This window comes from Chlorobium ferrooxidans DSM 13031, from assembly GCF_000168715.1.
Lineage (GTDB): Bacteria > Bacteroidota > Chlorobiia > Chlorobiales > Chlorobiaceae > Chlorobium > Chlorobium ferrooxidans.
The window spans coordinates 133886-159750 of sequence record NZ_AASE01000003.1; the positions used below are offsets into that span (position 1 = coordinate 133886).

The 25865-nt window shown below is 47.5% G+C and carries 31 protein-coding genes, 1 other RNA gene and 1 pseudogene; 19 read left to right on the plus strand and 14 right to left on the minus strand.

Features of this window, described 5'->3' with window-relative positions; translation table 11 throughout:
* The first annotated feature begins 6 nt into the window (after nt 1-6).
* The 4 genes from CFERDRAFT_RS03210 (at nt 7) to CFERDRAFT_RS03225 (ending at nt 5486) form a co-directional block, all read left to right on the plus strand.
* Nucleotides 7-3174: an efflux RND transporter permease subunit gene (locus CFERDRAFT_RS03210; RefSeq protein ID WP_006365768.1), complete on the plus strand. Its 3168-nt coding sequence runs from the start codon at nt 7-9 to the stop codon at nt 3172-3174.
* Nucleotides 3164-4600 (plus strand): efflux transporter outer membrane subunit, encoded by a 1437-nt coding sequence (locus tag CFERDRAFT_RS03215; protein ID WP_006365769.1) that lies wholly within the window; start codon nt 3164-3166, stop codon nt 4598-4600. Before CFERDRAFT_RS03210 ends, CFERDRAFT_RS03215 begins: the two co-directional genes overlap by 11 nt.
* Nucleotides 4601-4953: 353 nt before the next feature.
* A complete protein-coding gene (locus tag CFERDRAFT_RS03220; RefSeq protein ID WP_006365793.1) occupies nt 4954-5166 on the plus strand; it encodes an antitoxin MazE family protein in 213 nt (70 codons plus the stop codon).
* Nucleotides 5163-5486, plus strand: coding sequence for a type II toxin-antitoxin system PemK/MazF family toxin (locus tag CFERDRAFT_RS03225; protein WP_006365770.1), 324 nt, complete (start codon nt 5163-5165; stop codon nt 5484-5486). Before CFERDRAFT_RS03220 ends, CFERDRAFT_RS03225 begins: the two co-directional genes overlap by 4 nt.
* 99 nt (nt 5487-5585) lie before the next feature.
* Here the strand turns inward: CFERDRAFT_RS03225 and CFERDRAFT_RS03230 are convergent, their stop codons facing one another.
* The 3 genes from CFERDRAFT_RS03230 to CFERDRAFT_RS11850 all read right to left on the minus strand — a co-directional run bounded on the left by CFERDRAFT_RS03230 (nt 5586) and on the right by CFERDRAFT_RS11850 (nt 6823).
* Entirely contained in the window at nt 5586-5957 is a 372-nt protein-coding gene (locus CFERDRAFT_RS03230; protein ID WP_040433023.1) for a pyridoxamine 5'-phosphate oxidase family protein, read from the minus strand.
* A 244-nt stretch (nt 5958-6201) separates the two neighbouring features.
* Nucleotides 6202-6513, minus strand: a complete 312-nt coding sequence (locus CFERDRAFT_RS03235; RefSeq protein WP_006365772.1) for a HigA family addiction module antitoxin — start codon at nt 6511-6513, stop codon at nt 6202-6204.
* Nucleotides 6514-6529: 16 nt separating this feature from the next.
* Nucleotides 6530-6823 (minus strand): type II toxin-antitoxin system RelE/ParE family toxin, encoded by a 294-nt coding sequence (locus tag CFERDRAFT_RS11850; RefSeq protein WP_006365773.1) that lies wholly within the window; start codon nt 6821-6823, stop codon nt 6530-6532.
* A gap of 570 nt (nt 6824-7393) precedes the next feature.
* Here CFERDRAFT_RS11850 and CFERDRAFT_RS03245 point away from each other — a divergent pair.
* Nucleotides 7394-8161: a type IV toxin-antitoxin system AbiEi family antitoxin gene (locus CFERDRAFT_RS03245; protein ID WP_006365774.1), complete on the plus strand. Its 768-nt coding sequence runs from the start codon at nt 7394-7396 to the stop codon at nt 8159-8161.
* A 67-nt stretch (nt 8162-8228) separates the two neighbouring features.
* Nucleotides 8229-8399: a hypothetical protein gene (locus tag CFERDRAFT_RS12280; protein ID WP_198002386.1), complete on the plus strand. Its 171-nt coding sequence runs from the start codon at nt 8229-8231 to the stop codon at nt 8397-8399.
* 125 nt (nt 8400-8524) lie between these two features.
* On the opposite strand, the gene CFERDRAFT_RS03250 is transcribed toward CFERDRAFT_RS12280, so the two are convergent.
* Both CFERDRAFT_RS03250 and CFERDRAFT_RS03255 read right to left on the minus strand, forming a co-directional pair.
* A complete protein-coding gene (locus CFERDRAFT_RS03250) occupies nt 8525-8917 on the minus strand; it encodes a type II toxin-antitoxin system VapC family toxin (RefSeq protein ID WP_006365775.1) in 393 nt (130 codons plus the stop codon).
* The gene (locus tag CFERDRAFT_RS03255; protein ID WP_006365794.1) at nt 8904-9128 is read right to left on the minus strand and encodes a DUF2281 domain-containing protein; all 225 of its coding nucleotides are present in this window, start codon (nt 9126-9128) and stop codon (nt 8904-8906) included. The genes CFERDRAFT_RS03250 and CFERDRAFT_RS03255 overlap by 14 nt, the downstream gene beginning before the upstream one ends.
* Nucleotides 9129-10068: 940 nt before the next feature.
* Between CFERDRAFT_RS03255 and CFERDRAFT_RS11855 the strand changes: the two genes are divergently transcribed.
* The 7 genes and pseudogenes from CFERDRAFT_RS11855 to CFERDRAFT_RS03280 all read left to right on the plus strand — a co-directional run bounded on the left by CFERDRAFT_RS11855 (nt 10069) and on the right by CFERDRAFT_RS03280 (nt 14707).
* Nucleotides 10069-10284 carry a tyrosine-type recombinase/integrase gene (locus CFERDRAFT_RS11855; RefSeq protein WP_006365776.1) on the plus strand — a complete coding sequence of 72 codons (216 nt, stop codon included), beginning with the start codon at nt 10069-10071 and terminating at the stop codon, nt 10282-10284.
* 227 nt (nt 10285-10511) lie between these two features.
* Nucleotides 10512-10976, plus strand: coding sequence for a hypothetical protein (locus tag CFERDRAFT_RS03260; protein WP_040433001.1), 465 nt, complete (start codon nt 10512-10514; stop codon nt 10974-10976).
* Nucleotides 10977-10979: 3 nt separating this feature from the next.
* The gene (locus tag CFERDRAFT_RS03265) at nt 10980-11594 is read left to right on the plus strand and encodes a GNAT family N-acetyltransferase (RefSeq protein ID WP_040433002.1); all 615 of its coding nucleotides are present in this window, start codon (nt 10980-10982) and stop codon (nt 11592-11594) included.
* 187 nt (nt 11595-11781) lie between these two features.
* Entirely contained in the window at nt 11782-13143 is a 1362-nt protein-coding gene (locus CFERDRAFT_RS03270) for a TIR domain-containing protein (protein WP_006365795.1), read from the plus strand.
* A 394-nt stretch (nt 13144-13537) separates the two neighbouring features.
* Entirely contained in the window at nt 13538-13666 is a 129-nt protein-coding gene (locus CFERDRAFT_RS12620; protein WP_269479150.1) for a hypothetical protein, read from the plus strand.
* A gap of 31 nt (nt 13667-13697) precedes the next feature.
* Nucleotides 13698-13964 (plus strand): annotated as a pseudogene (locus tag CFERDRAFT_RS12675) (cell filamentation protein Fic); the annotation flags it as partial.
* Between the two features lie 176 nt (nt 13965-14140).
* A complete protein-coding gene (locus CFERDRAFT_RS03280; protein WP_040433003.1) occupies nt 14141-14707 on the plus strand; it encodes a hypothetical protein in 567 nt (188 codons plus the stop codon).
* A 527-nt stretch (nt 14708-15234) separates the two neighbouring features.
* Here CFERDRAFT_RS03280 and CFERDRAFT_RS03285 read toward each other — a convergent pair.
* From CFERDRAFT_RS03285 to CFERDRAFT_RS12680, 4 genes are all read right to left on the minus strand, one after another.
* Nucleotides 15235-15465: a hypothetical protein gene (locus CFERDRAFT_RS03285; RefSeq protein ID WP_232209747.1), complete on the minus strand. Its 231-nt coding sequence runs from the start codon at nt 15463-15465 to the stop codon at nt 15235-15237.
* Nucleotides 15466-15720: 255 nt separating this feature from the next.
* Complete coding sequence (locus tag CFERDRAFT_RS12285; protein WP_040433005.1) at nt 15721-15933, minus strand: hypothetical protein; 213 nt, start codon at nt 15931-15933, stop codon at nt 15721-15723.
* Nucleotides 15934-16138: 205 nt separating this feature from the next.
* Nucleotides 16139-16381, minus strand: a complete 243-nt coding sequence (locus tag CFERDRAFT_RS03295; protein WP_006365796.1) for a Fic family protein — start codon at nt 16379-16381, stop codon at nt 16139-16141.
* A 28-nt stretch (nt 16382-16409) separates the two neighbouring features.
* Complete coding sequence (locus CFERDRAFT_RS12680; protein ID WP_040433007.1) at nt 16410-16616, minus strand: ATP-binding protein; 207 nt, start codon at nt 16614-16616, stop codon at nt 16410-16412.
* A gap of 105 nt (nt 16617-16721) precedes the next feature.
* Between CFERDRAFT_RS12680 and CFERDRAFT_RS03305 the strand changes: the two genes are divergently transcribed.
* The 3 genes from CFERDRAFT_RS03305 to CFERDRAFT_RS03310 all read left to right on the plus strand — a co-directional run bounded on the left by CFERDRAFT_RS03305 (nt 16722) and on the right by CFERDRAFT_RS03310 (nt 18649).
* Entirely contained in the window at nt 16722-18038 is a 1317-nt protein-coding gene (locus CFERDRAFT_RS03305; RefSeq protein ID WP_006365778.1) for an ATP-binding protein, read from the plus strand.
* Nucleotides 18020-18244: a Fic family protein gene (locus tag CFERDRAFT_RS12685; RefSeq protein WP_006365797.1), complete on the plus strand. Its 225-nt coding sequence runs from the start codon at nt 18020-18022 to the stop codon at nt 18242-18244. Before CFERDRAFT_RS03305 ends, CFERDRAFT_RS12685 begins: the two co-directional genes overlap by 19 nt.
* Nucleotides 18245-18358: 114 nt before the next feature.
* Nucleotides 18359-18649 (plus strand): helix-turn-helix domain-containing protein, encoded by a 291-nt coding sequence (locus CFERDRAFT_RS03310; RefSeq protein WP_006365798.1) that lies wholly within the window; start codon nt 18359-18361, stop codon nt 18647-18649.
* 62 nt (nt 18650-18711) lie between these two features.
* Here CFERDRAFT_RS03310 and fsa read toward each other — a convergent pair whose 3' ends face one another.
* From fsa to ffs, 3 genes are all read right to left on the minus strand, one after another.
* Complete coding sequence (gene fsa, locus CFERDRAFT_RS03315) at nt 18712-19380, minus strand: fructose-6-phosphate aldolase (RefSeq protein WP_006365779.1); 669 nt, start codon at nt 19378-19380, stop codon at nt 18712-18714.
* An 11-nt stretch (nt 19381-19391) separates the two neighbouring features.
* Nucleotides 19392-20441: a 1,9-bis(guanidino)-5-aza-nonane synthase gene (locus tag CFERDRAFT_RS03320; RefSeq protein ID WP_006365780.1), complete on the minus strand. Its 1050-nt coding sequence runs from the start codon at nt 20439-20441 to the stop codon at nt 19392-19394.
* A gap of 40 nt (nt 20442-20481) precedes the next feature.
* An RNA gene (gene ffs, locus CFERDRAFT_RS11870) (signal recognition particle sRNA small type) lies at nt 20482-20580 on the minus strand.
* A 208-nt stretch (nt 20581-20788) separates the two neighbouring features.
* Between ffs and trpS the strand changes: the two genes are divergently transcribed.
* Genes trpS through argS form a run of 3 tightly spaced genes read left to right on the plus strand, consistent with a single transcriptional unit; the run spans nt 20789 to nt 24207 of the window.
* On the plus strand, nt 20789-21823 hold the full coding sequence (trpS, locus tag CFERDRAFT_RS03325) for a tryptophan--tRNA ligase (protein WP_006365781.1): 1035 nt from the start codon (nt 20789-20791) through the stop codon (nt 21821-21823).
* Nucleotides 21824-21834: 11 nt separating this feature from the next.
* Nucleotides 21835-22539 (plus strand): HAD family hydrolase, encoded by a 705-nt coding sequence (locus CFERDRAFT_RS03330; protein WP_006365782.1) that lies wholly within the window; start codon nt 21835-21837, stop codon nt 22537-22539.
* A 9-nt stretch (nt 22540-22548) separates the two neighbouring features.
* Nucleotides 22549-24207 (plus strand): arginine--tRNA ligase, encoded by a 1659-nt coding sequence (gene argS, locus CFERDRAFT_RS03335; protein WP_006365783.1) that lies wholly within the window; start codon nt 22549-22551, stop codon nt 24205-24207.
* Between the two features lie 192 nt (nt 24208-24399).
* Here argS and nadD read toward each other — a convergent pair whose 3' ends face one another.
* Nucleotides 24400-24990: a nicotinate (nicotinamide) nucleotide adenylyltransferase gene (gene nadD / locus CFERDRAFT_RS03340; RefSeq protein ID WP_006365784.1), complete on the minus strand. Its 591-nt coding sequence runs from the start codon at nt 24988-24990 to the stop codon at nt 24400-24402.
* Nucleotides 24991-25002: 12 nt separating this feature from the next.
* Nucleotides 25003-25865, minus strand: an 863-nt coding sequence (locus CFERDRAFT_RS03345) for an outer membrane protein assembly factor BamD (RefSeq protein WP_232209748.1), incomplete at its 5' end; no start/stop codon positions are given.

Here is a 25865-nt window from a genome sequence, read left to right on the forward strand (position 1 = left end):
AATACCATGTCCGGATTTTTTATTGAGCGTCCAGTCTTTGCCTGGGTCATCTCCATCTGTATCATGCTCGGCGGCATCATCGCCATCAATACCCTGCCGGTCGAGCAATATCCGCGCATCGCGGCACCGACCATCAACATCAGCGCCTCCTATCCCGGCGCATCTGCCGAAGCGGTTGAAAACAGCGTAACGCAGGTCATCGAACAGGCTCTCACCGGTATCGACCATCTCCGTTACTTCAGCGCAGGAAGCGATTCGAACGGCAACGTCAGCATCACCGTGACCTTCGAACCCGAAGCCAACCCCGATATTGCCCAGGTGCAGGTACAGAACAAGTTGCAGTCGATCATGTCGAACCTGCCTCAACAGGTACAGCAGCAGGGCATCAGGGTCACCAAGGGAGATACCGGGTTCCTGATGGTTGTAGGTGTCTATTCGGATGACTCCAGGGTCGATGAATATGCGATGAACGATTTCATCAACTCGAAGCTCCTCGATCCGCTGAGCCGAGTACCCGGTGTCGGCAACATCCAGGTATTCGGGCAGCCCTATTCGATGCGTATCTGGCTTGATCCCCACCGCATGGCGAGCTTCAACCTCACCACCACCGAGGTACAGGCCGCTATTGCGGCACAGAATGCCGACGTCTCCGCCGGCCAGCTTGGAGGAACGCCGTCAGTTCCGGGCCAGCAGCTGAACGCCACCATTACAGCGCAGTCACGCCTGAAAAGCGTCAGTGATTTCGAAAAGATCATGCTTAAGGTCAATACCGACGGTTCGCAGGTACGCCTCAGGGATGTCGCCCGCGTCGAACTCGGCGTGCAGAACTACGATATGACCACGCGCTTCAACGGCAAACCGGCTGCCGGCATGGCCATCACCCTGGCGACCGGGGCAAACGCCCTGAACACCGCCAATCTGGTCAAAGCGAAAATGAGTTCCCTTAAGCCGCTGCTCCCGCCGGGCGTACAGATTGTCTTCCCGTTCGACACCTCGCCATTCGTCAAGACATCAATCGAAGGGGTTGTCCATACCCTGATTGAGGCGGTCATCCTCGTCTTCTTCGTCATGTTCCTGTTTCTCCAGAACTTCCGGGCAACGCTGGTCCCCACCATCGCGGTTCCTGTCGTACTGCTGGGTACCTTCGGGGTGATGTCGATCTTCGGCTTCTCCATCAACACCCTCAGCATGTTCGCCATGGTTCTGGCCATCGGATTGCTGGTCGATGATGCCATTGTTGTGGTCGAGAACGTCGAACGCATCATGGAAGAGGAGCGACTCTCCCCGCTGGAGGCGACAAGAAAATCCATGAAGCAGATCTCCAGTGCGCTGATCGGCATCGCCCTTGTGCTCTCGGCCGTATTCGTGCCGATGGCCTTCTTCAAAGGCTCCACGGGAACAATCTACCGTCAGTTCTCGATCACCATCGTCTCGGCGATGCTGCTCTCGGTCCTGGTGGCGCTGATCCTGACACCGGCACTCTGCGCCAGCCTCCTCAAGCCGGTCAGAGCGGATGGACATCTCTACGGCACTGGCCCCTCAGGGCGCTTTTTCGCCTGGTTCAACGGTGTGTTCAACCGCAACAGAAAACGCTATGTAGACGGAGCCCGAGCCATGACGGGCAGTGTTAACCGCTCGCTGCTCGCCTTCATGCTGGTTCTGGTGCTGCTTGGCATCGTCCTCTTGCGCATCCCGACCTCGTTCCTGCCGGATGAAGATCAGGGGTTTCTCTTCGTTCAGCTTTCCACTCCATCCGGAGCAACCAAGGAGCGGACGCTCGAAAGCGTGAAAACGATGGAACGGTACCTCCTCAATCAGGAAAAAGAGAACATCGAAAGCGTCTTCAGCGTGACCGGTTTCAGTTTCGCTGGCCAGGGCCAGAACTCGGCCATGGGTTTTGTCCAGCTCAAGGATTGGTCCAAACGCAAGAATAAGGGGCAGGATGTTGCCTCCATCGCCGGAAGAACCATGGGTGCCATGTCGAGCGTGAAGGATGCCATGATCTTTGCGTTTTACCCGCCCGCTGTCATGGAGCTTGGCAACGCTTCGGGTTTCGACCTTCAGCTTGTTGACCGGACAGGCAAGGGCCATGAGGCTCTTATGGCCGCCCGAAACCAACTGCTGGGAATGGCTTCGCAAAACTCCTCCCTGAGCAGCGTGCGTCCCAATGGCCTTGAAGATGTACCACAATTCAAGATCGATATCGACCACGAAAAGGCAAGCGCCTTTGGAGTATCAATCGCCGACATCAATTCAACACTGCAGACCGCCTGGGGTTCGAGCTATGTGAACGATTTCGTGCATGAGGGCCGCATCAAGAAAGTGTTCATGCAGGGAGACGCACCATACCGCATGAACCCGGCGGATGTTGACATCTGGCACGTCCGCAACTCGAATGGTGATATGGTGCCCTTCTCATCATTTTCCACCGGACGCTGGAGCTTTGGTTCGCCCAAACTCGAACGGTTCAACGGTATATCATCGGTCAATATCCAGGGATCACCGGCACCCGGCGTAAGCTCGGGAGATGCCATGGCCATCATGACGACACTGGCAGAAAAACTCCCGGAAGGTTTCGGTATCGAATGGACCGGCCTCTCCTACGAAGAACGTGCTGCCGGTCAGCAAACGCTGCTGCTCTACACACTCTCTTTGCTTTTCGTCTTTCTTTGCCTGGCCGCCCTTTACGAAAGCTGGAGCGTACCGATGGCCGTCATGCTGGTAGTCCCGCTCGGTGTTCTGGGCACCGTTCTGGCAACATTCCTCTCGGGTCTTTCAAACGACGTCTACTTCAAGGTCGGCCTGTTAACAACCGTTGGCCTGACGGCGAAAAATGCCATCCTTATCGTGGAGTTCGCCAAAACCCTCTACGAAAGCGGTATAAACCTGAAAGAGGCCGTTCTCTCTGCAGCAAGCCAGCGACTTCGACCGATCGTCATGACCTCAATGGCATTCATCCTTGGCGTCACACCACTCGCATTCTCATCCGGAGCAGGATCGGCAAGCCAGCACGCCATCGGCATCGGCGTAATCGGAGGAATGTTATCCGGAACACTGCTGACAATCTTCTTTGTGCCACTCTTCTTCATTCTCGTGCAATCGCGGTTTGCCCGAAAAACGGTAACCGACACAGCAGAAAACCAAAACGACAAGGGATCGAATCATGAACACTAAACTGCTGCTTCCTTTTTTCCTGGCAGCAACCACCCTTTCTGCCTGTTCGATTGCGCCAACTTATGTGCGCCCGACAGCGCCCGTCACCAAAGAGTGGCCGGTGGCTTCCGGAATCGGGACAATGCCCCCCACTGCACCGTCCTCAACTGCGCCCCAATCCGGCGAGCAGCCGCGTACCACCGATATCGGATGGCGAAGCATGTTCAGGTCGCCAAAACTGCAAAGCATAATCGAAGAATCCCTTACGAACAACCGTGACCTGAGGATAGCCACCCTCAACATCGAGGCGGCCCGCCACACCTATCGCATCCAGCGTTCGGATCTCCTGCCATCAATTAACGCCTCGGGAAGCTTCACCCGCCAGGAGAGCAGAAACGGCACCGGACAAGCGGAAATCACCTCAACATATACCGCGGGCATCGGAACGACGGCTTATGAACTGGATCTTTTCGGGCGTGTACGCAGCCTCAGCAATCGCGCAATAAACCAGTATCTCGCTACCGAAGAGGGCCGCAAAGCTGCCCAGACAAGCCTTGTCGCTGAAGTTGCCAACGCCTATCTCACCTACCTTGCCGATGTCGAACTGCTGCGACTGACCGAAAGCACCCTCAAAACAAGGCTGGATGGGTTCGATCTCATCAAACGCAGCTTCGATCTCGGGGCAAAGTCCCGGCTCGATGTAGCACAGGCTGCAACCCTGGTCGAATCGGCCAGAGTCAACCGTGCACAATATCAGCGTCAGGTTGAACAGGACAGGAACGCCCTCACCCTGCTCGTCGGAAAGGAGATTGATCCGAAACTGCTCGAACCCCAACCCCTGGCCGATCTCCAGATACTAAACACACTCCCCGTCGGCATTCCCTCCGTCGTCCTGCTTGACAGGCCGGACATAAGGCAGGCGGAATTCTCACTGAAAGCTGAAAACGCCAACATCGGTGCAGCACGGGCTTCATTATTCCCCAGCATAAGCCTTACCGGTTCCGCAGGGTTCGCCAGCGCCAGCTTGTCAGATCTCTTCGTGACCAATTCAAGCGGTCTCTGGAGCTTCGCCCCACAGGTAACGCTCCCGATATTTCAGGGAGGCCGGTTGCGCTCAAACCTCAAACTGGCTGAAACCAACCGGGACATTGCCCTCGCCCGATACGAAAAAGCTATCCAGACGGCATTCCGCGAGGTCGCCGATGCACTGGTCGCCCGTGCAACCTGGACCGAACAACTGCGGGCCCAGCGAGCGCTGCTCAAAGAGAGCGATCAAACCTCGACCATCACAAAAGCGCGTTACGAGCATGGCATCGACAGCTATTTCGCCCTGCTTGATGCCCAACGATCCCTCTTCGAGGCTCAGCAGAACGAAATTCTGATCCATCAACAGACGCTTGCCAACATGATCGACCTCTACAAAGCCCTCGGAGGCGGATGGCAATAACAAGCCACATCCCCATCCGCACGAGACTGTCAGTTTCAGATCGGGGGTACGTCCCGAGCGCCGAAGATCGTTATCAATAAGTCGAAACATGTTGCCTTGTCAGGGTCGCACAACATCAGATATCTTTAAAAATACAAGGCTCTTTATGCTATTTCGGCACACAAATACAAGGCAATTTGATCTGCAAGAAAAAAACCATGCCCCTCGTTGATGGCCATCAGCCCAGATTATCACTCATAAAATCCATTGCCCGGCGCGTGTTAACCTGCTCAGGATAAAATATTGTTGCACGTAACGCTTTTACCATGTATGTTACATGTAACAAGGAAACTCACAAATAAGCAAGGGGACAGATGAGCGGAGTTCTTGAAAGAGTACATAAGTACAGGGAGAAGTTACGCAGGGAGGGAATGCGACCGATACAGATATGGGTTCCCGATACACGTCGCTCCGGTTTTTCCGAAGAGTGCCGACGCCAGTCTCTGCTGGTCAAACATGATCCGCATGAAAAAGAAATACTTACGTTTCTTGATGAAGCCGCAGACCGCGAGGGTTGGGAAGCATGAAGAGAGGTGATCTGGTTACCATTGCACTACAGGGTGATTACGGAAAGCCTCGCCCTGCAGTTGTCGTTCAGGCGGATTTTTTTTCTGAACATCCTTCGCTGACCATACTGCCGGTAACGAGTGAATTGCGGACAGCCCCGTTATTCAGGATTATGGTTGAACCGACAGAGGGAAACAATCTAAAAAAAAGATCACAGGTCATGGTTGACAAGGTCCAGACCGTCGCGCGTGAAAAGATAGGACCCACTTTCGGAAGACTTGATGATACCTCGATGCTTGCCATTAACCGGGCGCTTGCCGTCTGGCTTGGATTCGCATAAGCGGCCCTGATCTAAGACAATTGATACCGGAGTATGCAGTCATGATGTGATGCGGACGGAGTCCCGTGCGCATTGATAGAATAGATTTATTGCGGTGTCCTACAATGTCTGCTCAATGGAGCTGGCCGTTACGGCCATGACGGCACGTGCCCATGCAAATTTTGCCTTGATGACATCAAAATCTGCGCCCGAGGTCTCTATGCTCGCGGTGCCCTTGATCAGAAAGCCTGCACCCGGACCCATATTCCCTGCAACCTTGCGGCTTCCCAGCGTAATCAGCACCTGATTGTTAAAAGCAATGTTCGCCTCTGTAAGCTGCATGTAGCCCACAGGAATCAGGATGCGCTCCGCATCGGTAATGCGGATATAGCTGTTCCAGGTATTGACCATATGAGGACCATCCTGCCCCAGAGTTGCAATCGCAACCACTCCGTCATGCTTCAATATTTCCGTTAATTTCTCAGGAATCATCGCTTTTCCCCCATTGCGCTGCATAAAAAAATCTCAACCCTGCTGAACCCCATCATGTTAAAGCTTTTACGAGAGAGTGCCAACCGAAGAACTCTCTCCAATTTCACAGGAATAAATCTCTTCTTTCGTGTGGTTTCGAGTATTTCGCGGTTAAAAATCTTCCACACCCTGACCCGTTGAGTAAATAACTGGTTGTTATAAACACCTTCCCGTTACTCACGGAATTCACGATCTCTTCAGGGTATCAAGCCGGTCTGATTACAGCCGGTTTGATCACTTTCAGGATTTTATACTCAGTTTTGCGGGCATGATAAAGATCCCAGCGTTGCTGGATGTTCATCCAGAAATCCGCCGAATTCCCGAAAAACAGTGCCAAACGCAATGCAGTTGAGGGGGTTACTCCCCGTCTGCCGTTGATAATCTCATTGATTCTCTGATAGGGAACAAGAATGGCATCGGCCAACTGCCGCTGACTGATTGCCATAGGGGTTAAAAACTCCTCAAGCAACATCTCTCCGGGATGTGTAGGTTCCCTGTGTGAAGGTATACGTATCATGTTCTGGTTATGACTTTTAATGATAATCAACTATTTCAATGTTTTCAGGGCCGGAAGCTGACCAACAAAAGCAAATTCTGTATTGCCGGTTTATTCGAATGCTGTATTGGCCGTTTCTTGATCCCGACAATGCTTCCAGATGATTTCCCGGCGGAATACGCAACTCTTCAAGTGCTACAACAGAATCAAGCTGATCGAGTTTCCGGGAGGCATGTCGCCATAGTGAAACAGGACACAATTTCATGGCGGCTTTTGTGCCCTTTCCGTTGAAGATCTCTTCTGTTTCCCTGTTTTTGAATGACTGTATCATGATAACACGGCTTCCATGCTATTAAACAGCAAACTAAACTATTTTTGAATTTCTTCAAATCATGCAGAGTCAGACTTCCTGGTTCTGAGACGGCTTAATTATGGACGCCTCTATTTATTGTCGTGAGTGTTTTGATGTTCAAGCCCTGGAGGGGCGACATATTGGTAGCGCAGTCCCGACGAGGTCGGGGCTGGGATGAGGATTTCGAGCACCACCCAACGCAGTAATCGGGTTTCGGAATAAATAAATAGAGGTGCCCTTGCAACAGATGTACGGCTATAATGGCTACGCATCAGTTTCTGACAGCAATGAATGTCGTCCACTACTCTCCGTACAGCTCAGCCCGAGCGGTAAATTCCGCCAGTTTTATCACGCCCATCCCCAACTGATCAAAAGCGATTATCGAATTGAAAGAATTGGAGTTAGCTGGACTGGGGCAAGTAGAGGGGTGAATAGTTTTTATCGTTATTACACAACGTCCCGGAAGTTGCTCTTTGCACCAACTGTTATCAGCACATAAATCATTTTTTGGTATTTGCCGCTTATTATAAATATTTCGATATTAGTAGTATGACTACCAATAATCGAATAAAATTAAAGTCAGCCATCGCCCACCACACCCAGGGCACTGTTGATCTGGCATCATGGCTTGAGCAGCTTGGCATATCCCATGACCTCCAAAAGCATTACCGTAAAAGCGGCTGGATGGAGTCTGTAGGCACAGGGGCGATGAAACGGCCGGGTGAAGAGCTGACATGGCAAGGAGCCCTCTATACCCTGCAATCGCAAGCCGAACTTCCGCTTCATGCCGGGGCGCTCACTGCCCTGGCTTTGCAAGGATTTGCGCATTATGTGCGTCTTGGCAGGCAGACCGTCTATTTATTTTCTCCCATCAAAACACGTTTACCGGCATGGTTCAGGAAATATGAGTGGCTGGAACTGATCGTCCATGAAAGGACGTCATTCCTTCCGAACGATAGCGGAATAACTGATCTGCAATTACCCTTTTTTTCCATACGCATATCTTCACCGGAACGGGCAATGCTCGAATGCCTCTACCTCTCACCGGATACCCTGAATCTACTGGAGTGCTATCAGCTTTTGGAAGGCTTGACAACACTTCGCCCGCAAGTAGTGCAGGATCTTCTTGAGCAATGCCGCTCAATCAGGGTAAAACGCCTTTTTCTCTACATGGCCGAAAAAGCCGGACATGAGTGGTATAGGCGGCTTGATCACGCTAAACTTAATCTCGGAAAAGGAGCAAGAAGTATTGTTAAAGGAGGAGTTTATGTTGAAAAATATGCTCTCAACCTGCCAGAGGAGCTGGTAAAGCTATGAATCAACGCGAACTCGCCTGATCAAGGAGATTCATTGTCAGTTAAGTGAAACCGAAAAAAGGTTTCTTTTGAGCTTCAAAAGCGGCACTCCCGACTGGGAGCTTATGCCATTTGAAAATCTGCGCTATATGCCAGCGGTACAATGGAAACTTGCCAATATCATAAAGCTTAAAACACACAATCCGGAGAAACACAAGACTCAGCTCAATGCTCTGGAAAAAATCCTGATGACTGATTAAAAGACGGGGAGCCCCTATAACCAGCCAACGGTTCCTGCCACCTCCGAAAGAAACTCGGTCACAAAAAACAAAAACCGGGACATACCGTGGTGGCAGAAGTGTAAAACGTTGGGAGGGATGGCGCACTACTTATTGTGCGGCTTAGGGGCAGAGAGCTTACCTAAAACCGATAACAAATGCTGGTCCCGAGTCAATAGCTCCAGCCCAAAACAACGTGTGGTTGCAGCAATAATCGCATCTGGCAATTTGATTTTTCGCAACCGACGCAACTCAATGACCGCATCTTCAATCTCTTTTGTCAAAGGCAGGTAAGTAAGATGATCAAGTTTCTCCCTGATCATGCTCTCCTCATCAACAGTTATACCCTGATATCCCAATAATTCCATGCGGGTTATTGCACTATAAAAACATTGATTGGCTTGAATCTGCCGAGAGGATATCAGCCCCAGGACTGCTGAATCAGCCCGAAGGATCCCCAGAATAAAATTTGTATCAAGCAAATAGTTATTCCCACTCATCCCGCATCCGTTGCTGAATTTCTACAAGATCGCCTGAAAATGTTTTTGACCTCTCTAAACCACCAGCGAGATCAATAAGCATCTCTTTTCTGTCAGCCAGAGCACCCACAACCCTTTTCTTCCGCAAAAACTCGGCAAAATCAAGGATTTCGGCAACCAAAGGTTCAGGCAACTCTTTCGCTGTTTTATAAAGTTTTTCTGCTGTTGTCATATAATCGCTACTCCTTTGGCAAACATGATCCCGTATTCTAAATAAATATACTCCACCCTTACACTATTACAAAATAACGCCACCCCTACCATTTTCCTCACTGAACAGGTTGGTTATGCATTATCCCACGCACGAGCGAGCACACCGGAGTGTATAGTGCCAGTAACTCCGGAACATTATATACCGAACACATGCAGGATGCAGGTAAGGGCAAGCTCAAAGTGAATATTGAAAAAATACCGATGAACCGAACCGTTCAACAGTTCCGACTGCATAAAAAAAACGCAGTCACAAAAAACAAATGCTCAAACATTCCGAGGCGGTGTTGCGGCAGGATCAAAATCAAATAATTTACAGTAAACCGATATTACTGGACATCATTTTAAACTCAGTCCTCAATTATTGAAATACAGGGGATGTCACCATAAGGTTTGACAAACATCCCAAATTCCTTTCTCTCCGTACAGCTCAGCCCGAGCGGTAAATTCCGTCAGTGTTATCACGCCCATCCCCAAGTGATCAAAAGAGATTATCGGATTAAAAGAATTGGAGTTAGCTGGACAGGGGCAAGTAGAGGGGTGAAGAGTTATTATCGTTACTACACAACGTCCCGGAAGTTGCTCTTTGCCTGACAGCAATGAATGTCGTCCCGTAATTGCACATCCCCAACTAATCAAAAGCGATTATCGGATTTAAAGAATTGGAGTTAGCTCGACAGGGAGAAGTAGAGGGGTGAAGAGTTATTATCGTTATTACACAACGTCCCGGAAGTTCTCTTTAGGTGCGTAATAACTTTTTATAGGTTCCCTTTCGTATATGCCAGACGAAACGGATCGTGATTCGGTGCCAACCTGTGCCTGCATGAGCAGGAGAATGTGATAAATATTTTGAAATATATCTGTATTTTGAAATTTAATCAGTTGGCACCAGCTTGCAAATAGTGTTAAAACATGCACTTGATGATGCCAAAATCAAAAATTCAGTAACGCTTCATTGGTTGCGGCACTCTTATGCAACACATTTACTGGAAGCTGGAACTGATCTTCGATACATACAAGAGCTCTTAGGGCATAAGAGCAGTAAGACGACAGAAATCTATACCCATGTATGCGAACAGAGTTTACTAAAAATATCCAGCCCCTTTGATAATTTGTAAAAAATATTGTGCACCTCAAAGGTGTATAAAGCATGTCAGAAAAGCTGGCTTTATGCACCTTTTGGTGAAATATGGTGCATAGATAAAGGAGTTGGCGGTAATTGAGGTCAAGGATTCATTTCTGTGATTATAAATTACAATATTTTATAAAACATTTTATATTTTAACATAACATAAAACTCATTACATTTGATAAACAACTTATTATTAATCAAGAATATATAACCATGTCAGAAGTTTTATTAGGAATAGTCGCTGGAATTATAACGTCCATGATTATTGGAGCAGTAACCCGTTTTTTTTATGATACAATTCTACCTTGGTATCAACAAAAGGTATATAAAGGTGTCATATTGCAAGGCACATGGGATGGGGAAATGGCCATATCTGGAATTACATATTCAATGAGTCTCTGTATAAATCAAAAAGGTCATAAAATCAGCGGCTCTTTAATTGCTAATACAGAAGATAAAAATGCCCCAAAAAAACATACTAATATGCAATTCTTAGGTGAGATAAATGATGGATATGCAATGATTAATTGCATTTCAACTGATAGGACTGATATATCTTTTGGAACAATGATTCTAAAAATAGGAAATAGAATTATGACAGGAAAACAGCTATTTAGAGACTTATCTGAGTCAAAAGTTGATGTTTTTCAATCTAAGGTTAGATTTACTTATGCTTAAATTATGACTCAAGTGGAATTTAAAATAGAAACTTATAATAATTACAATATTTTAGAATCTGATTTAAATATTTGCGCTGAAATATTTTCTAATGATTTTGGATATTGGATAAATAATAGAAAACTAAAACTATCTTCTCTGAAATTAAAGAAATTTTTTATTTCATCAGATTCATTTATTTCAATAGCAAAAATTGACAATGAACCGATTGGGTATTTAATTGCTTTGAATGATACTCAAGGAAACAATAAGCCATTTTATTGGATAAGTCAGATTGTTGTCAAAGAAAAATACAGAAGAAAAGGGGTTGCAAGTAGACTTATTAGTTCAATTGATAATTTTGAAAAAGCAAGTATCGGAATATTAACGAGAAATATTATATTAGAAATACTTCTGTCTAGATTAAATAAACAGATAATTTATGATACATGGCCTATAAAGAGTTTTAAACTTGAGAATAAGTTCTGTTATTTATTAGATTTATATTTAGTTGATAATGTGCACTTCTCCAATACAGGCTGTTTAACTGAATCAACATTGAAATTTGAGACTAAAGAAAAGACCTTTACCTATAATAATTTAAAATTAGGAATGGAAAAACTAATCTTTGCATTATAAATAAACAACATACCGCCAACAAAGGCTCATAAAACATAGGGGTTCAAGTGGTTAGGCAACAGTTTAGCTCGCTGGCAAGGTTTTTATCGGTTGATACAATCGCAATCACGCAATCCCCTACGTTTCATAGCCTCGAACGTTATCGGCAAGCGTTTACGACACATTCCACCTTTATTTAAATCTAAAAATGATAAAAGTATTTATAAGCCATAGTTCTCAAGACAAAAAATTTCTAGACAGGCTCACCACCGCACTTAAAAATGATGGCGTTCAGACTTGGAGAGCTGATAAGGAAGTAACTGCTGGAGAAAACATTCAAGAGAAAATTAATGATGCAATTTCGAATACTGATTACTTTATAGTACTTCTGTCAAAGCATAGCACGAGTTCAAGTTGGGTAAATTTTGAATTATCCGCAATACTCAATCGAGAAGTTTCAAAACAACAGAGAATTATTCTGCCTGTTCTTATTGAAGATTGTGATATCCCGTTTTCACTTAGAGACAGATTATTTGCTGACTTCAGATTTTCGTTTGAGGAAGGGTACGAAAAATTAATTAGGGCACTCAAACAGAAAGAAACTAAAAGCTATCAAGGAGTAAAGCGTGAGGTTGAGAAGTTTCAACCAGATTCCTATGAGTTTCAAATCCGAAATCTTAGAGAAGAATACAATAGAGGAAACTTGTCTTTATTCTGTGGTGCTGGTATTTCTTATGACGCAGGTATTCCAACTTGGAATACTCTTTTAAAATCACTTCTTAGAGAAGTCTATTCTGATAACACTGATGTTCCAGACATAGACACAAGACTTGCCAATTTGTTTCAGAAAAGAATAAATGTCTCACCACTTATACTTGCACAATACTTAAAGACACTTTTAGGAAAGAAGTTTACATCGACTGTAAGGGATACCCTGTATAAAAACTGTACTGATAAGAGTTCTACAGTAGATGCTATATCTGAACTGAGCAGACCAAAGCGTGAAAGAAAACCATTGAGAGCAATAATTACATTTAATTTTGATGACTTAATTGAAGAAAACTTAGCAAAGGAAAAAATCGAATTTAAATGCATATTTTCTGAAGGAGAACGTTTTACGGACAAACAAATACCAATTTATCATCCCCACGGCTGCTTACCAAGAAAGAAGAACTTAACCTCAAAAAACGAAATTGTTTTTAGTGAGGATGCATACCATTCTCAGTTTATAGACCCGTTTAGCTGGAGCAATTTAGTACAACTTAATCATCTTAATAATTGTACCTGCCTTTTTACAGGAATTAGCCTGACTGACCCTAATATGCGCAGACTATTAGATGTTTCTATACGTAAGAACGGCAAAGACGAAAAGAACCATTATATAATCAAAAAGCGGTACTCAATTGAAGATTTATATCCCGAAAATGATGCAGTAAAAATTAAAGACCAAAAGCTGATTCCTGTAATAGAAAATATTGAAGAACAAGACGCCAATAATTTAGGATTCAACGTAATTTGGATAAACTCATTTAAAGAAATTCCTGAAATCCTCAAAGAAATTGGTAAATGATGACTTCTGACAATACGCCAGCCGATAACAGCACCTACCCAAAAGGTGGGGTTTTGTGTTCCAAAGACAGTTTTGGTAAAAGTCCCGCCCTTCGGGTAGCTGCAAACCGTTAAGTGCAATTAGGGGAGGTAGGGACAATCCTGAAATCATGAACTTGCAATGACCACAATCAAGAATTATCCTTCTACGATACTAACCAACCAGTATATGCATGCCGATTTGGCCCAGTCTCGATTCGCCAGACAAGTTGCATTAATGCAGGAAATAGGTGACGAAGTGCTATAGAATCACAGTATTTTATTGTTCTTATCGTGCTTTGACTGTGATTGTGTTTTTCCTTTTTGCAAAACGAGTTATTCTACCCAAAAACTCCCATAACCCTTGCCACTTTCGAATGGATAAAAATACTCTCTCCGAGCGGGATGTCAAGGAAAACAACCACTCCTTTGGCGACGTGGTACAGCAGGCGCTCAAGGCTGAACTGATGGCTTGCCATTTGATAGACAAGAGGGGGAAGGCATGAGCGGGAGAAAAAAAAAGGTAAGGAGGTAACTATCGTGCGTTCCTCGGTGGCTGAATATCTGACCTTTATCGCTGCCAGCGGCACTGGCGGCATCGATGCGGTTTATGCCGATGAGAATATCTGACTTACCCAGAAGATGATGGGGGTGCTCTATGACGTGGACGTGCGCACTATCAACTATCACCTAAAAAAGATATTCAGTGACAGTGAATAGCAGGAAGATTCAGTTATCCGAATTTTTCGGATAACTGCTACCGACGGAAAAAGCTACAGCACCAAACACTACAGGCTCCCGGCAAAGTGACTGCAGAAATTGCCAAAACACACGTTGAAAGAGAGTTTGAAAAGTACCGGATCGAGCAGGATAGGCTGTTCGAAAGCGACTTTGACCGCATGCTAAAGGAGATCACAATAGAGTTGCGCATATAAGCAAGTTAGCGGTAATAGTATCACGACATAACTAAATATGGATTTATGGCTCTGAAAGCACTAATAGATAAGCAAAAAATTATTATTGACGACCATAAAAGAGGAAGTCGAGAGGTAAAGAATTGGGACGACAAAACTGCGGACGTTCATATTGACAAGTCAACTAATTTTCCAGTAAATGGAGAACGACAAGACATCAGAATCAGAGTCCCTATTAATTCTGACAGACCAATAATAATAGAAAATGCTAAAAAGAAAAAACTGAAAGAAATCCCATCACAACTAAAAAGAGAAATTCAAAGAGCATTTGAAGACAAGCAAGGAAGGGAAAGTTTTATAAAGGACATAATTGAACACATTAAAAATTTCGACACCATCCTTTCAAGTGAGGATAGAGTTAGACAAGTCCTCTCAAATATTTCAAAACACTTTGGTTTAGATTGGAATAATGAGATAATTGCAACTTATACTGACGACATTTTATCTTTATACACTCAGAATTATACTGACGATAATGGTAGACAATATTTTATTACAGTTGATAAAGAAAAAATACAAATTGGAGAAAATAATGGTTATGTAAGACATCAACGACATATCAAACGGAAATAAAACTACTACCGCTAACACTGGTTTTGCGTCAGGCGATGGAACAGGGGGATGTTCCTGAAATCATGAACTTGCAATGACCACAATCAAGAAATATCCTTCTACGATACTAACCAACCAGTAGATGCATGCCGAGAGGTCCAAGACTCGATTCGCCGGGCACGTTACATCATGTGATTATTCGCAGGATCGAAAAAAGAGAGATTGTTGCCGACGATAAAGATCGGGGAAAACGAAGCCCAAGGGGGACATCCTATATTGAAACTACCAAACACATAGTTTTACCGTTTACACAATAATCCCACCGGTGCTGTTCACAGCACAAAATAAAAAGGCGGGTTGCTCACTTTCGCAGAATCTCGTACCTTATCGTTATCGTGTATTCGACATGCTGATGAACGGCTGTCAAGCATCCTTTGTCCAGGTTACGAGATTCGAGTGAGAGGCCCTAAGTGTCCCGCACGAGGTCATAGCCTCAACGTTCGTATGAACAGGCACTCCCGCCGAATCCCAGGCTTTTCAGCTGTTTGTCAGCTGTTGTTTAGCTGATCATAGGCAAACATCTCTTTTTTCTTCATCAAAGTCCAGGCTATAACCAGCATCTTTGCTGCCAGTTTCACCCGTACGACCATATAGATCCCTTTCTCGCGTTCTCTGCCCTGTAGTTTGCTTGCAAACCATGTGCTGAACAGGCTGTTACTGTTTGAGGCTACCAAACCAGCCAGCCCGAGGGGACATCCTATATTGAAACTACCAAACACAAAGTGTTCCCGTTTGCACAATAATCCCACCGGTGCTGTTCACAGCACAAAATAAAAAGGCGGGTTGCTCACTTTTGTAGAATCTCGTACCTTATCGTTATCTTGTATCCGGCATGCTGATGAACGGCTGTCAAGCATCCTTTGTCCAGGTTACGAGATTCGAGTGAGAGGCCCTAAGTGTCCCGCACGAGGTCATAGCCTCAACGTTCGTATGAACAGGCACTCCCGCCGAATCCCAGGCTTTTCAGCTGTTTGTCAGCTGTTGTTTAGCTGTTCATAGGCAAACATCTCTTTTTTCTTCATTAAAGTCCAGGCTATAACCAGCATCTTTGCTGCCAGTTTCACCCGTACGACCATATAGATCCCTTTCTCGCGTTCTCTGCCCTGTAGTTTGCTTGCAAACCATGTGCTTAACAGGCTGTTACTGTTTGAGGCTACCAAACCAGCCAGCCCGAGGGGGACGTTCATGATTTACTGTATTTACTACCAATATTTCGCCTCCAGGGAGGCTTGAACAGGAAGATTTTGAACTCTGGATGCTGAATTCTTTATTGCGGACAGCAGGGCACTTATTTCATCGGCTCACGCCGAAACCTTGCGGGATCATTTGACGGTATGGGTAACCCCCTGACGGTGCCTTATGTCTCGACTTGTCCGGTTGGCGTGATAATGGTCACGACTGACCGCCTCCTTTGCCCAACTCTTCAAGTAATCTGCGTCCTTTTTCCGTGAGCCGGTATTTCTGTAGGCGGCTGGTAGGTTTCTCGGGTATGGTTGGTTCAATGGTTTGATCGGTAACAAGCACCCTGATGACCTTGTTTAACTGGCCGGAGATGACTTTTTGTCCCATTGCTTCCGATAGCTGGGCTTTCCCCATTGGCTGGAGAACAAGTTGCCGAAGCACGCGAACTTCCATCGACTCTGGCTGTGACTCTGGCTGCTTGCTAACTGGTGCCGTGACTTGTCCGGGAACTTGATCCCGACTGGGCCCTTGACTTGGCCCCAGACTCAGGTGTTTTTCTCCAAATCGTCAACACAAAACAGCCTCCGTCAAGCCTGATTTCAGGTTCTGGAAGTCCGGCGTTTTTGCATCGGCGGATCATGTCGCGGATACCGGTGCCCATACGTTCAATGTACTTGGTCAGGTACATGGGCTCGGCAATCAGACGATTATGCGCTGTCCATGATCGGAAAAAATAAAATAATCGTCTATATTATCCTTTTCAAACGGACACTATAGCAGCAAATCATCCTTTATGAACGGATACCTGAGAGGCATAATCCGCCAAAAGATTGTTGACGCCCAGGCCGCACCTCTGCCGGAATTCACCTTCAGGGATACGAGAGTGCCTGTGGTGAAGGGTAAAGCTATTGCTGTCATCGGGATGAGGCGCTCAGGAAAAACAACACTGCTGAAACAAATCATCTCTGAGCGGTTGAAACAGGGAGTGCCTCGTGAAGGGGTGCTCTATTTCAGTTTTGAGGACGAACGGCTCGCCGGGATGAAGAGCAGTGACCTGGATATTGTTATCGAGGAGTTCTATCGTCTGCACCCGCAATTAAGGGTTCATCAGAGAGTCGTGCTCTTTTTCGATGAAATACAGGTCGTCCCGGACTGGGAACTGTTCATTCGCCGTTTGCTTGATACCGAAAATGCAGAGATTTTTATTTCAGGCTCCTCTGCCCGTCTGCTGTCACGTGAAGTTGCCACGAGCATGAGAGGTCGTGCACTGGAAGCGGTTGTCTATCCGTTCAGTTTCAGGGAGTATCTCCGCCACGAAAAGGTTGAACCGTCAAAGCCTGCAGAAGAGTGGACAACGTCTGATCGCTCAACCATTGAGAGTGAACTGCGCAACTATCTTGCATTTGGCGGATTTCCGGAAGCAACCGGCATCAAAGGGCGTGACCGCCAGGAGCTGCTTCGGGCCTATATCGATGTTGTGCTCCTGCGTGACGTGGTTGAGCGTTACGCAGTTACAAACCCGGCAGCATTGCGCTGGATGGTGCGTCAACTGCTTGGAAATGCAGCAGGGTCATTCAGTATTAACCGTTTTCACGCCGATTTAAAATCCCAGGGCTTTTCTGTAGCAAAAGATACGCTGCACACCTATCTCGGTTATCTCGAAGACTCGTTTCTCCTCCAAACCCTGTTCCTTGCAACCGACTCTGAGCGTCGCCGTATGGTTAATCCCCGAAAAATCTATCCTGTTGATACCGGCTTTATTCCTCTTTTTGATCGATCAGGTAAAGAAAACACCGGTCATGCTCTGGAAACTGCTGTTTTTCTCGAACTTTCAAGACGAGGTTATGCAATAGGCTATGTTCATACCGCTTCAGGCCATGAGGTAGATTTTCTTGCCAGAGATCTGACAAAGGGAGATGAGCTGATTCAGGTATGCACTGACCTCACTCAATCAACTACCAGAGAACGGGAGGTAAGAGCACTCCTTGACGCAGCGCCAGAGTTTCGGAATGCACGGTTACGGCTGATAACACTGGAACCACCTCCCGGAGTTGAATTTCCTCCTGAAATAGCCATCACGCTCGCCAGTGAGTGGCTTCTTCTCGACTGAAAGCAAAAACAGTACTTGTTCATCTTGAATTGCTGTTTATCCATCCATACAGGGAGGGAAACGGTCGTACGGCAAAGCTGGTTGCAACCTTGATGGCAAAGTTTCATCACCATCCCGGAAACATCGCTCACCGACGACACAGATCAACCAGCCCTTTTCCGATGAGAACAACCCTGCTCCGACACGGTCAAATCAAGCACCGCTGAACTGATTGCATCTTGAATCATCCCCCTCAAAATTCCTCTTGCACGACATACGGCATTGCCGTACATTATTTGCAACGCAAGATTATTTAGGCGAAGGCAAAGGAGTTAAAAAACATGTCAAAAGCAGGAAGTAAACTGATCAAATCTGCCACTCATGCCCTGGCCTATGCTCGTGGTGAAATCAGCGAAGGATTTATTGCCCATGTTCCGGAGGAGGTTGACGTCAAGTCGATCCGAACCCGCCTGGGACTTACACAACCCGAATTTTCCTTGCGGTTTGGCTTTGATGTGCGAGCGGTGCAGGACTGGGAGCAAAAACGCCGTCAGCCTGACCGTTCAGCACGGATACTTTTGACTGTCATTGCCCATGAACCTGAAGCTGTCAGCAGGGCTTTGGCTCATTAAAGCAGCAAGTAAAACCGGTTCAGCTTTTCATGCTTGCTGAACCGGCAGAGAGAGCGGGAGGGTTACTTCTTCATAACCGAGGCGTCTTCCATAAACTTTTTCAGGCCGAGATCGGTCAGCGGGTGGTTGACAAGCTGGCGGATAACACTGAAGGGGATGGTGGCAATATCGGCTCCGATCAGGGCGGAATCAACAACATGCTGCGGATGTCGCACGCTTGCTACAATAACCTCGGTCATGTAGCCATAGTTACGGTAGATGGAGACAATCTGCTCGACAAGCGTCATCCCTTCGGTGCTGATATCATCCAGGCGACCGACAAAGGGGCTCACATAGCTTGCTCCAGCCTTGGCGGCAAGGAGTGCCTGGTTGGGCGAAAAGACCAGCGTTGCGTTGGTGCGTATACCCTTCTCTGAAAAATGGCGGATCGCCTGAAGGCCGTCGATGGTCAGAGGGCATTTGACAACCACATTGTCGTGAATTGCTGCCAGATCCTCTCCCTCGATAATCATCTCCTGCGCCTTGAGTGTTGTCACCTCGGCGCTGACCGGGCCGTCAACGATATCGCAGATCCGGGAAATATGATCCTTGAAATCCTGATAGGTAAAGTTCGCCGGATCACCGACGATTTTGGCAATCAGTGACGGGTTGGTGGTCACGCCGTCAAGAACTCCAAGTTCGCGTGCGGCATGAATTTCATCAAGGTTTGCGGTATCAATAAAAAATTTCATCAGGCACCTCCTCAGGCTTTTACATTTTCACCTTCAAGCATTGCGTTGAAATTTTTAGCCTTGCGACCCTCCCAGTTGCGTTTGTGGTAGGCATAACCGGCGATGAGCGGCAACGCAATGGTTGCCTCGGCAAAGACCATCTGCTCATAAACCGTGTCAACCTTGCCCCATGAGCTGGCCTCCTTGAGGGTTGAACCGGAAAGCGCACCGTCACGCTCGTCGGCAACCGTAATCTGGACGGCATAGGTGTGCATGGAGACATCTTCGTAACCAAGTACCTCAGCTGCAACAACAATATCCTGTGTAAAGTTTTTCGGTACGCCGCCGCCGATCATAAAAATACCGGTTCTGTCGTTCTCGATCTTGATTTTCGTGAGTTCGCGAAAATCCTTTACCGAGTCGATGGCAACATGGTTCTCCGGATTGTGCCACTGATGATGCACCAGCCCGAACCCTGCCGAGCAGTCCGAGAATGCGGGGCAGAAGATCGGCACCCCTTTTTCGTAGGCCTTGTAGACGATGGAGTTTTTGTCGTGGTTGTTTTTTTCGATGTATTTGGCCATCTCCACAATAAACTCGCGGGAGGAGTAGCTTCCCGGCTTCATGGAGTTGGCAATAATTGCCGTGGTGTCATCGCAGACACGGAGATCATCCTCATCAATATAGGTATCGTAAATACGGTCGATGTGCATATCACGGAGAATGGCATCATCAATAAAGGGGGTTCCCTTGTAGTGTTTGAAGCCGAGAGCCTCAAAAAAGTCCTGGTCGACAATATTGGCGCCGGTGGAGACAATGGCATCAACCATGTGGTTGTCGATCATGTCAATAATAACCTGCTTCAGTCCGGCACTGATCAGTGACCCGGCAAGGGTCAATATAACGGCGCACTCCTTGTCCTGCTGCATAAGGTCAAGAATCGAAGCTGCCCTTGCAAGATTTCTGGCCTGAAAAGCGGTATCGTTCATCTGGTCTATAAGTGGAACAATATTCAGCTGCTTGATATCAATATGGCGGACCGGTGCGCTCAGTAACTCCTCTTTTCTGACTCCTGATTCCATTTCTGCTCCCGACGTGGTTTATAATTGGCTAAATAAAAAAAGAGAGTAAGCTTACTATATCACACATTCATATTACCGGATGCTGCTTCCTTCCGGATCTGACATGGTTGGGTAACTGAATGTTGTATAGGACTTACTCTCCTAATATATCGGTTTCAAATTCTTCTTTTTGATACGAACCTGAAACAAGTTGGATAATATAGTGCAAGCAATACAAAAAACAAACAAAGCCCTTTTATCTTTCTGTGAACTGTTATAACTTCTTGGGCATTCAGAGCTTTATAAAAACCACGACCCCGCCTGAAACAGCCGCACGTTCTGCCGGTTGACGCGGCAACAACACTTTTATGGGAACACTTCGAATTTTAAGCGGTATGCGGCCGACCGGCAAGCTCCATCTTGGTCACTATACCGGAGCGCTTGAATCATGGGTTGAGCAACAGAATCAGAGAAACGAAGCGGGCGAACGGGTCTATGAAACCTGCTTTCTGATCGCCGATTATCATAACCTGACGACCTCACTTGAAACCGGTGAAATCTATACGCACACGCTTGACATGCTTATTGACTGGCTGGCCGCAGGGGTAGACCCTGAAAAAAGCCCGGTTTTCCGTCAGTCACAGGTCAAGGAGCACACTGAGCTCTTTCTGCTCTTTTCGATGCTCATCACCTCATCGCGCCTCGAAAGGAACCCGACCCTGAAAGATCAGATTCGTGACCTGAATATGGAGTCGCTGACCTACGGTCATCTCGGTTACCCCGTCCTGCAGGCGGCTGATATACTGCTTTATAAAGGCAATGTTGTTCCTGTCGGTGAAGATCAGCTCCCTCATGTTGAGATCACCAGGGAGATTGCCCGCCGCTTCAACAACCTCTACCAGCACCCTATTTTGGGAGAGGTATTCCCTGAACCGGCGCCGAAAATCACAAAATTCTCGCGACTGCCGGGGCTTGACGGAAAGGCAAAAATGTCAAAATCACTTGGCAACACCATTCTCCTCTCGGACAGCCCGGATGAGATTGCGAAAAAAATGCGCACGGCTGTAACCGATACCAAGAAGGTTCGCAAAAACGACCCCGGTCACCCCGAAGTATGCACGGTTTACAGCTACCATGAAAAATTTGCTCCCCAGGAGCAGCTCTCAGCCATAGAGGCTGATTGCCGGTCCGGTTCCCTTGGGTGTGTGGACTGCAAAAAGATGTGCGCAGCAAATATTGCAGCAGAACTCTCCCCGCTGGTTGAAAAAAGAGCTTATTACGAAACGCACATGGAACTGGTGAAATCAATTCTGCTTGAAGGCGAAGCAAAGGCCAGAGCCATAGCCCGTGCCACCATGCAGGAGGTCCGAACCGCCATGAAACTTGGAGAGATCACCTGCTGAATCAATCGATCATGCTTACTACCGACCCGAGATACGCCTTTATTTTTGATATGGATGGCGTCCTGACAGACAACATGCGTTTCCATGCGGATTCATGGGTTGAGCTTTTCCGGGATTTCGGACTTGAAGGACTTGATGCCGACCGCTATCTGGTTGAAACCGCAGGCATGAAAGGCCATGATGTACTCCGCTATTTCCTCGACCCGGAGATCAGCGAAGCGGAAGCGGCAAGGCTGACTGAACTCAAGGACTTTCTCTACCGGATCATGTCGCGCGAACTGATCAAGCCCATGCCGGGTCTGGAGCTCTTTCTTGACCATGCGGCGGCAAGCCGTGTACAGCTTGGTATCGGTACCGGTGCCGGGCCGCGCAATATCGACTACGTGCTCGATCTGCTCGGCATTGCCGGCAGATTCCAGGCAATTGTTGACCCGTCACAGGTCATAAACGGCAAACCCGCCCCGGATATCTTTCTTCGGGCAGCCGGGCTGCTTGAGGTGCCGCCATCAAACTGTATCGTATTTGAGGATGCCCTGCCCGGTGTTCAGGCCGCCCGGAGTGCCGGAATGAAATGTGTCGCAGTTACGACCACAAACAGCGCCGATGCATTCCGGGAGTTCGATAACGTTATTCGAATCATCGACAATTTCTCCGGGCTCCGCCCCGTTGAACTCTGTGCACTGCTCAATCAGGAGCAACCAACGACCCTATTATAAAGAAATACAATGCATGAATTTTTTCTCCCGGTCATAGCTCGGGCAGTTGAAGCGGCCGGAATAGTAACCGAAAATCCGATCCGGATTGAACAGCCTGCCGACAAGAAGTTCGGAGACTTTTCAACCAACATAGCCTTTCTTGCGGCAAAAGAGTTACGAAAGAATCCCAGGGAGCTGGCCCAGCAAATCATACCCCACCTCTCTTTCCCTCCGGATACCATAGCTAAAATTGAAGTTGCAGGAGCCGGGTTCATCAACTTTTACCTCACACCGCTCTTTATCATGCAGAGTGTAGAGCAGGTGCTGCTCTACACTGACCGCTACGGAGAGGGCGCGAGCGGCAAAGGGAAGCGCGCTATCGTGGAGTATGTAAGTGCCAATCCCACAGGGCCTCTGACCATCGGAAGGGGAAGAGGAGGCGTGCTTGGTGACTGCATAGCAAATCTCTTCGCAACGCAGGGCTATGACATAACCCGTGAGTATTATTTCAACGATGCCGGACGCCAGATGCAGATTCTCGGAGAGTCGGTCAAACTCCGTTACCGGGAACTCTGCGGCCAGATTGTTGAATTTCCTGCCACCCATTACCAGGGCGACTATATCAGGGAGATTGCCGAACAGGTTTTCAACGACCATGGTGCCGCCCTTGCCGGTACGGAAGAGGTTGATCTCTTCAAAAACACGGCCGAAAGCATCATCTTTTCGGCAATACGCGCTACACTTGAACGACTCGGAATCCGTCATGACTCATTTTTCAATGAGCATACCCTCTACACTCCCGATGAAACCGGCACTACGGCAAATCAGCGGGTCATTGAGGCTCTCGGAGAAAAAGAGTTTATCTCCAAGTATGACGGAGCTACCTGGTTCATGACGACAAAGCTCGGTCAGGAGAAGGACAAGGTGCTCATAAAATCAACCGGTGAACCGAGCTACCGTCTGCCGGATATTGCCTATCATCTTACCAAGTATAAACGCGGGTTCGACGTCATCGTCAATGTCTTCGGCGCTGACCACATTGATGAGTACCCTGATGTGATTGAGGCCCTGAAAATCCTTGGAGAGGATACCAGCCGGATCCGGATCGCCATAAACCAGTTTGTTACCACAACGGTTGACGGCCAGAGCGTCAAGATGTCAACAAGAAAAGGCAATGCGGACCTGCTTGACGATCTGATTGATGATGTTGGCGCCGATGCCACCCGGCTCTTTTTCATCATGCGGGGCAAGGATTCGCACCTCAACTTCGATGTAGAGCTGGCAAAAAAACAGTCACGGGAAAATCCGGTATTCTATCTGCACTACGCTCATGCACGCATATGCAGCCTGCTGCGCCTTGCAAAGCAGGAGATTGGATTCGATCCGCACTCCGACCCGGATTACCACCTGCTTCGGCTTCTTGACAATCCTGCCGAGATCCAGCTCGGCTTTGCCCTGCTCGATTATCCTGATATGATCAAAACAAGCCTGCGTCTGCTTGAACCACAGAAAATGGTAGAGTACCTGCACTCACTTGCAGAGCTCTTTCACCGTTTTTATCAGGAGTGTCCGATTCTCAAGGCTGAGCCGGAAATCGCCAGGGCAAGACTCTTCCTCTCGCTGGCCACCCGCCAGGTTCTGCGCAACGGGTTCAGGATACTGGGAGTCTCGGCACCGGAATCAATGTGAAAGCACCTCTCTTTATTTGTTCCGAAACCCGATAACTGCGTTGGGTGGTGCTCGGAAAAGAGATCAAGGACTACAGTGACTACAGGAACAGCAAGGACGAAGAGAAGAGCCGGATGGTTTTCTTGTGCATCATTGGGTTTGTTCCGAAACCCGATAACTGCGTTGGGTGGTGCTCGGAATGGCGGGGGGAGCTCACGGACGGTAGAGGTTGTGCTCTGCGATATAGCGGGCTATTGAAGAGGGAACATATGGTGCGATGGATTGACCTGAAGCCGCAAGTTCACGGATGGCGGTTGAGGAGAGCGGATAGGCAAAATCGATAAATCGCATCCCCTCTGTTCCCTCCCGGGAGGCAGGCGAAGGCTCGCCCATGGAGGAAGCTCGGCCAAAGACACAAATTTCAGCAAGCGAATAGAGCTGTTCATACGCTTTCCAGGAGTTGAACTCCCGGAAACTGTCCTCTCCCAAAAGAAGGGTAAGTCGATCATGCGGGTAAAGCGCGTGAATATAGTGCAGAAGATCGACTGTATAGGAGGGGGTACGCTTTTCAAGCTCCCACAGGCTGACCTCACTGCTCCACCCGGTAAGATTTATTTCGGATGAGAGAAGGGATGCCATGCGCTTTCTGTGCTCATCAGCGGTGCCCCTCCTCTGCTTGAGAGGATTGTTTGATACCGAAACGATGATCCGGTCGATCTTCAGCAGCTCCCTGGCAAACAGAGCGAGAGCAAGATGGCCATTGTGCGGAGGATCAAATGTTCCGCCAAAAACTGCCAGATGCACAGCACTCTCCGTTCAGCTGTTTTTAAGATTCCGTATTATTTTTTCGCGTTCTCCGGCCATCTCCTTCTCTTTTGCCGGATAAAGCTGCAGATACTGATCAAGCGACTGCTCTGCATCAAACCACTTTTTACGCTTCATCTGCATATCAATTTTTCCTGACCAGGACTGATGAATATATCCGGTATCGGAAAAACGCCGGATAACCTCATCATAAAATATCTCCGCTGCCTTGTATTTGCCGAGCTGAACATAGTTGCGAGCAATGGAAAATGAATTTCTCGCCAGCTTCTCCCTGAATTCCTTAATGGTTCTTGCCGCATAACGAACAGTGTCAACCCTCGCATACTGTGCAGAAGCCCTTGCATAGCTCTCTTTATAGGATTGATTATCAGGATTGATTTTAAGCAACTCCCTGTAGGTATCAACTTCATTTGAAATCTTGAGCGAATCGGTTACCGGATAGAGGTCAAGATAGACGGAGAACTGGTCAATGGCTTTTACGGTGTACTGCTGATCAAGTTCATAATGCGGTGAGAGCTGCTCATATGATTTGGCAAGCATGAACTGTGCTGTTTTTGCATAGGGGGTAGAGGGCATCTGCTGAAGCAGGCGGGAGTAGATATCTCCGGCAAGCAGGTACTCTTTCGAACGGTAATAGGACTGCGCGAGAAGAAACAGCACATCATCCTCAAGAGCTGTAGCACGGGAGGTAAAGATCAGTGATTCAAGGGCAAGTGAAGCTCCGGTATAATCCTTTTTGGCAAATAGTCTCTCCGCCTTTGCATAACCTTCATTGACAAGGGCAGTTACCGTAGCCGGAGGCTTTGTTGATGACACCCCGACAGCACTAAAATACCCGTCGTACATATCAGCAG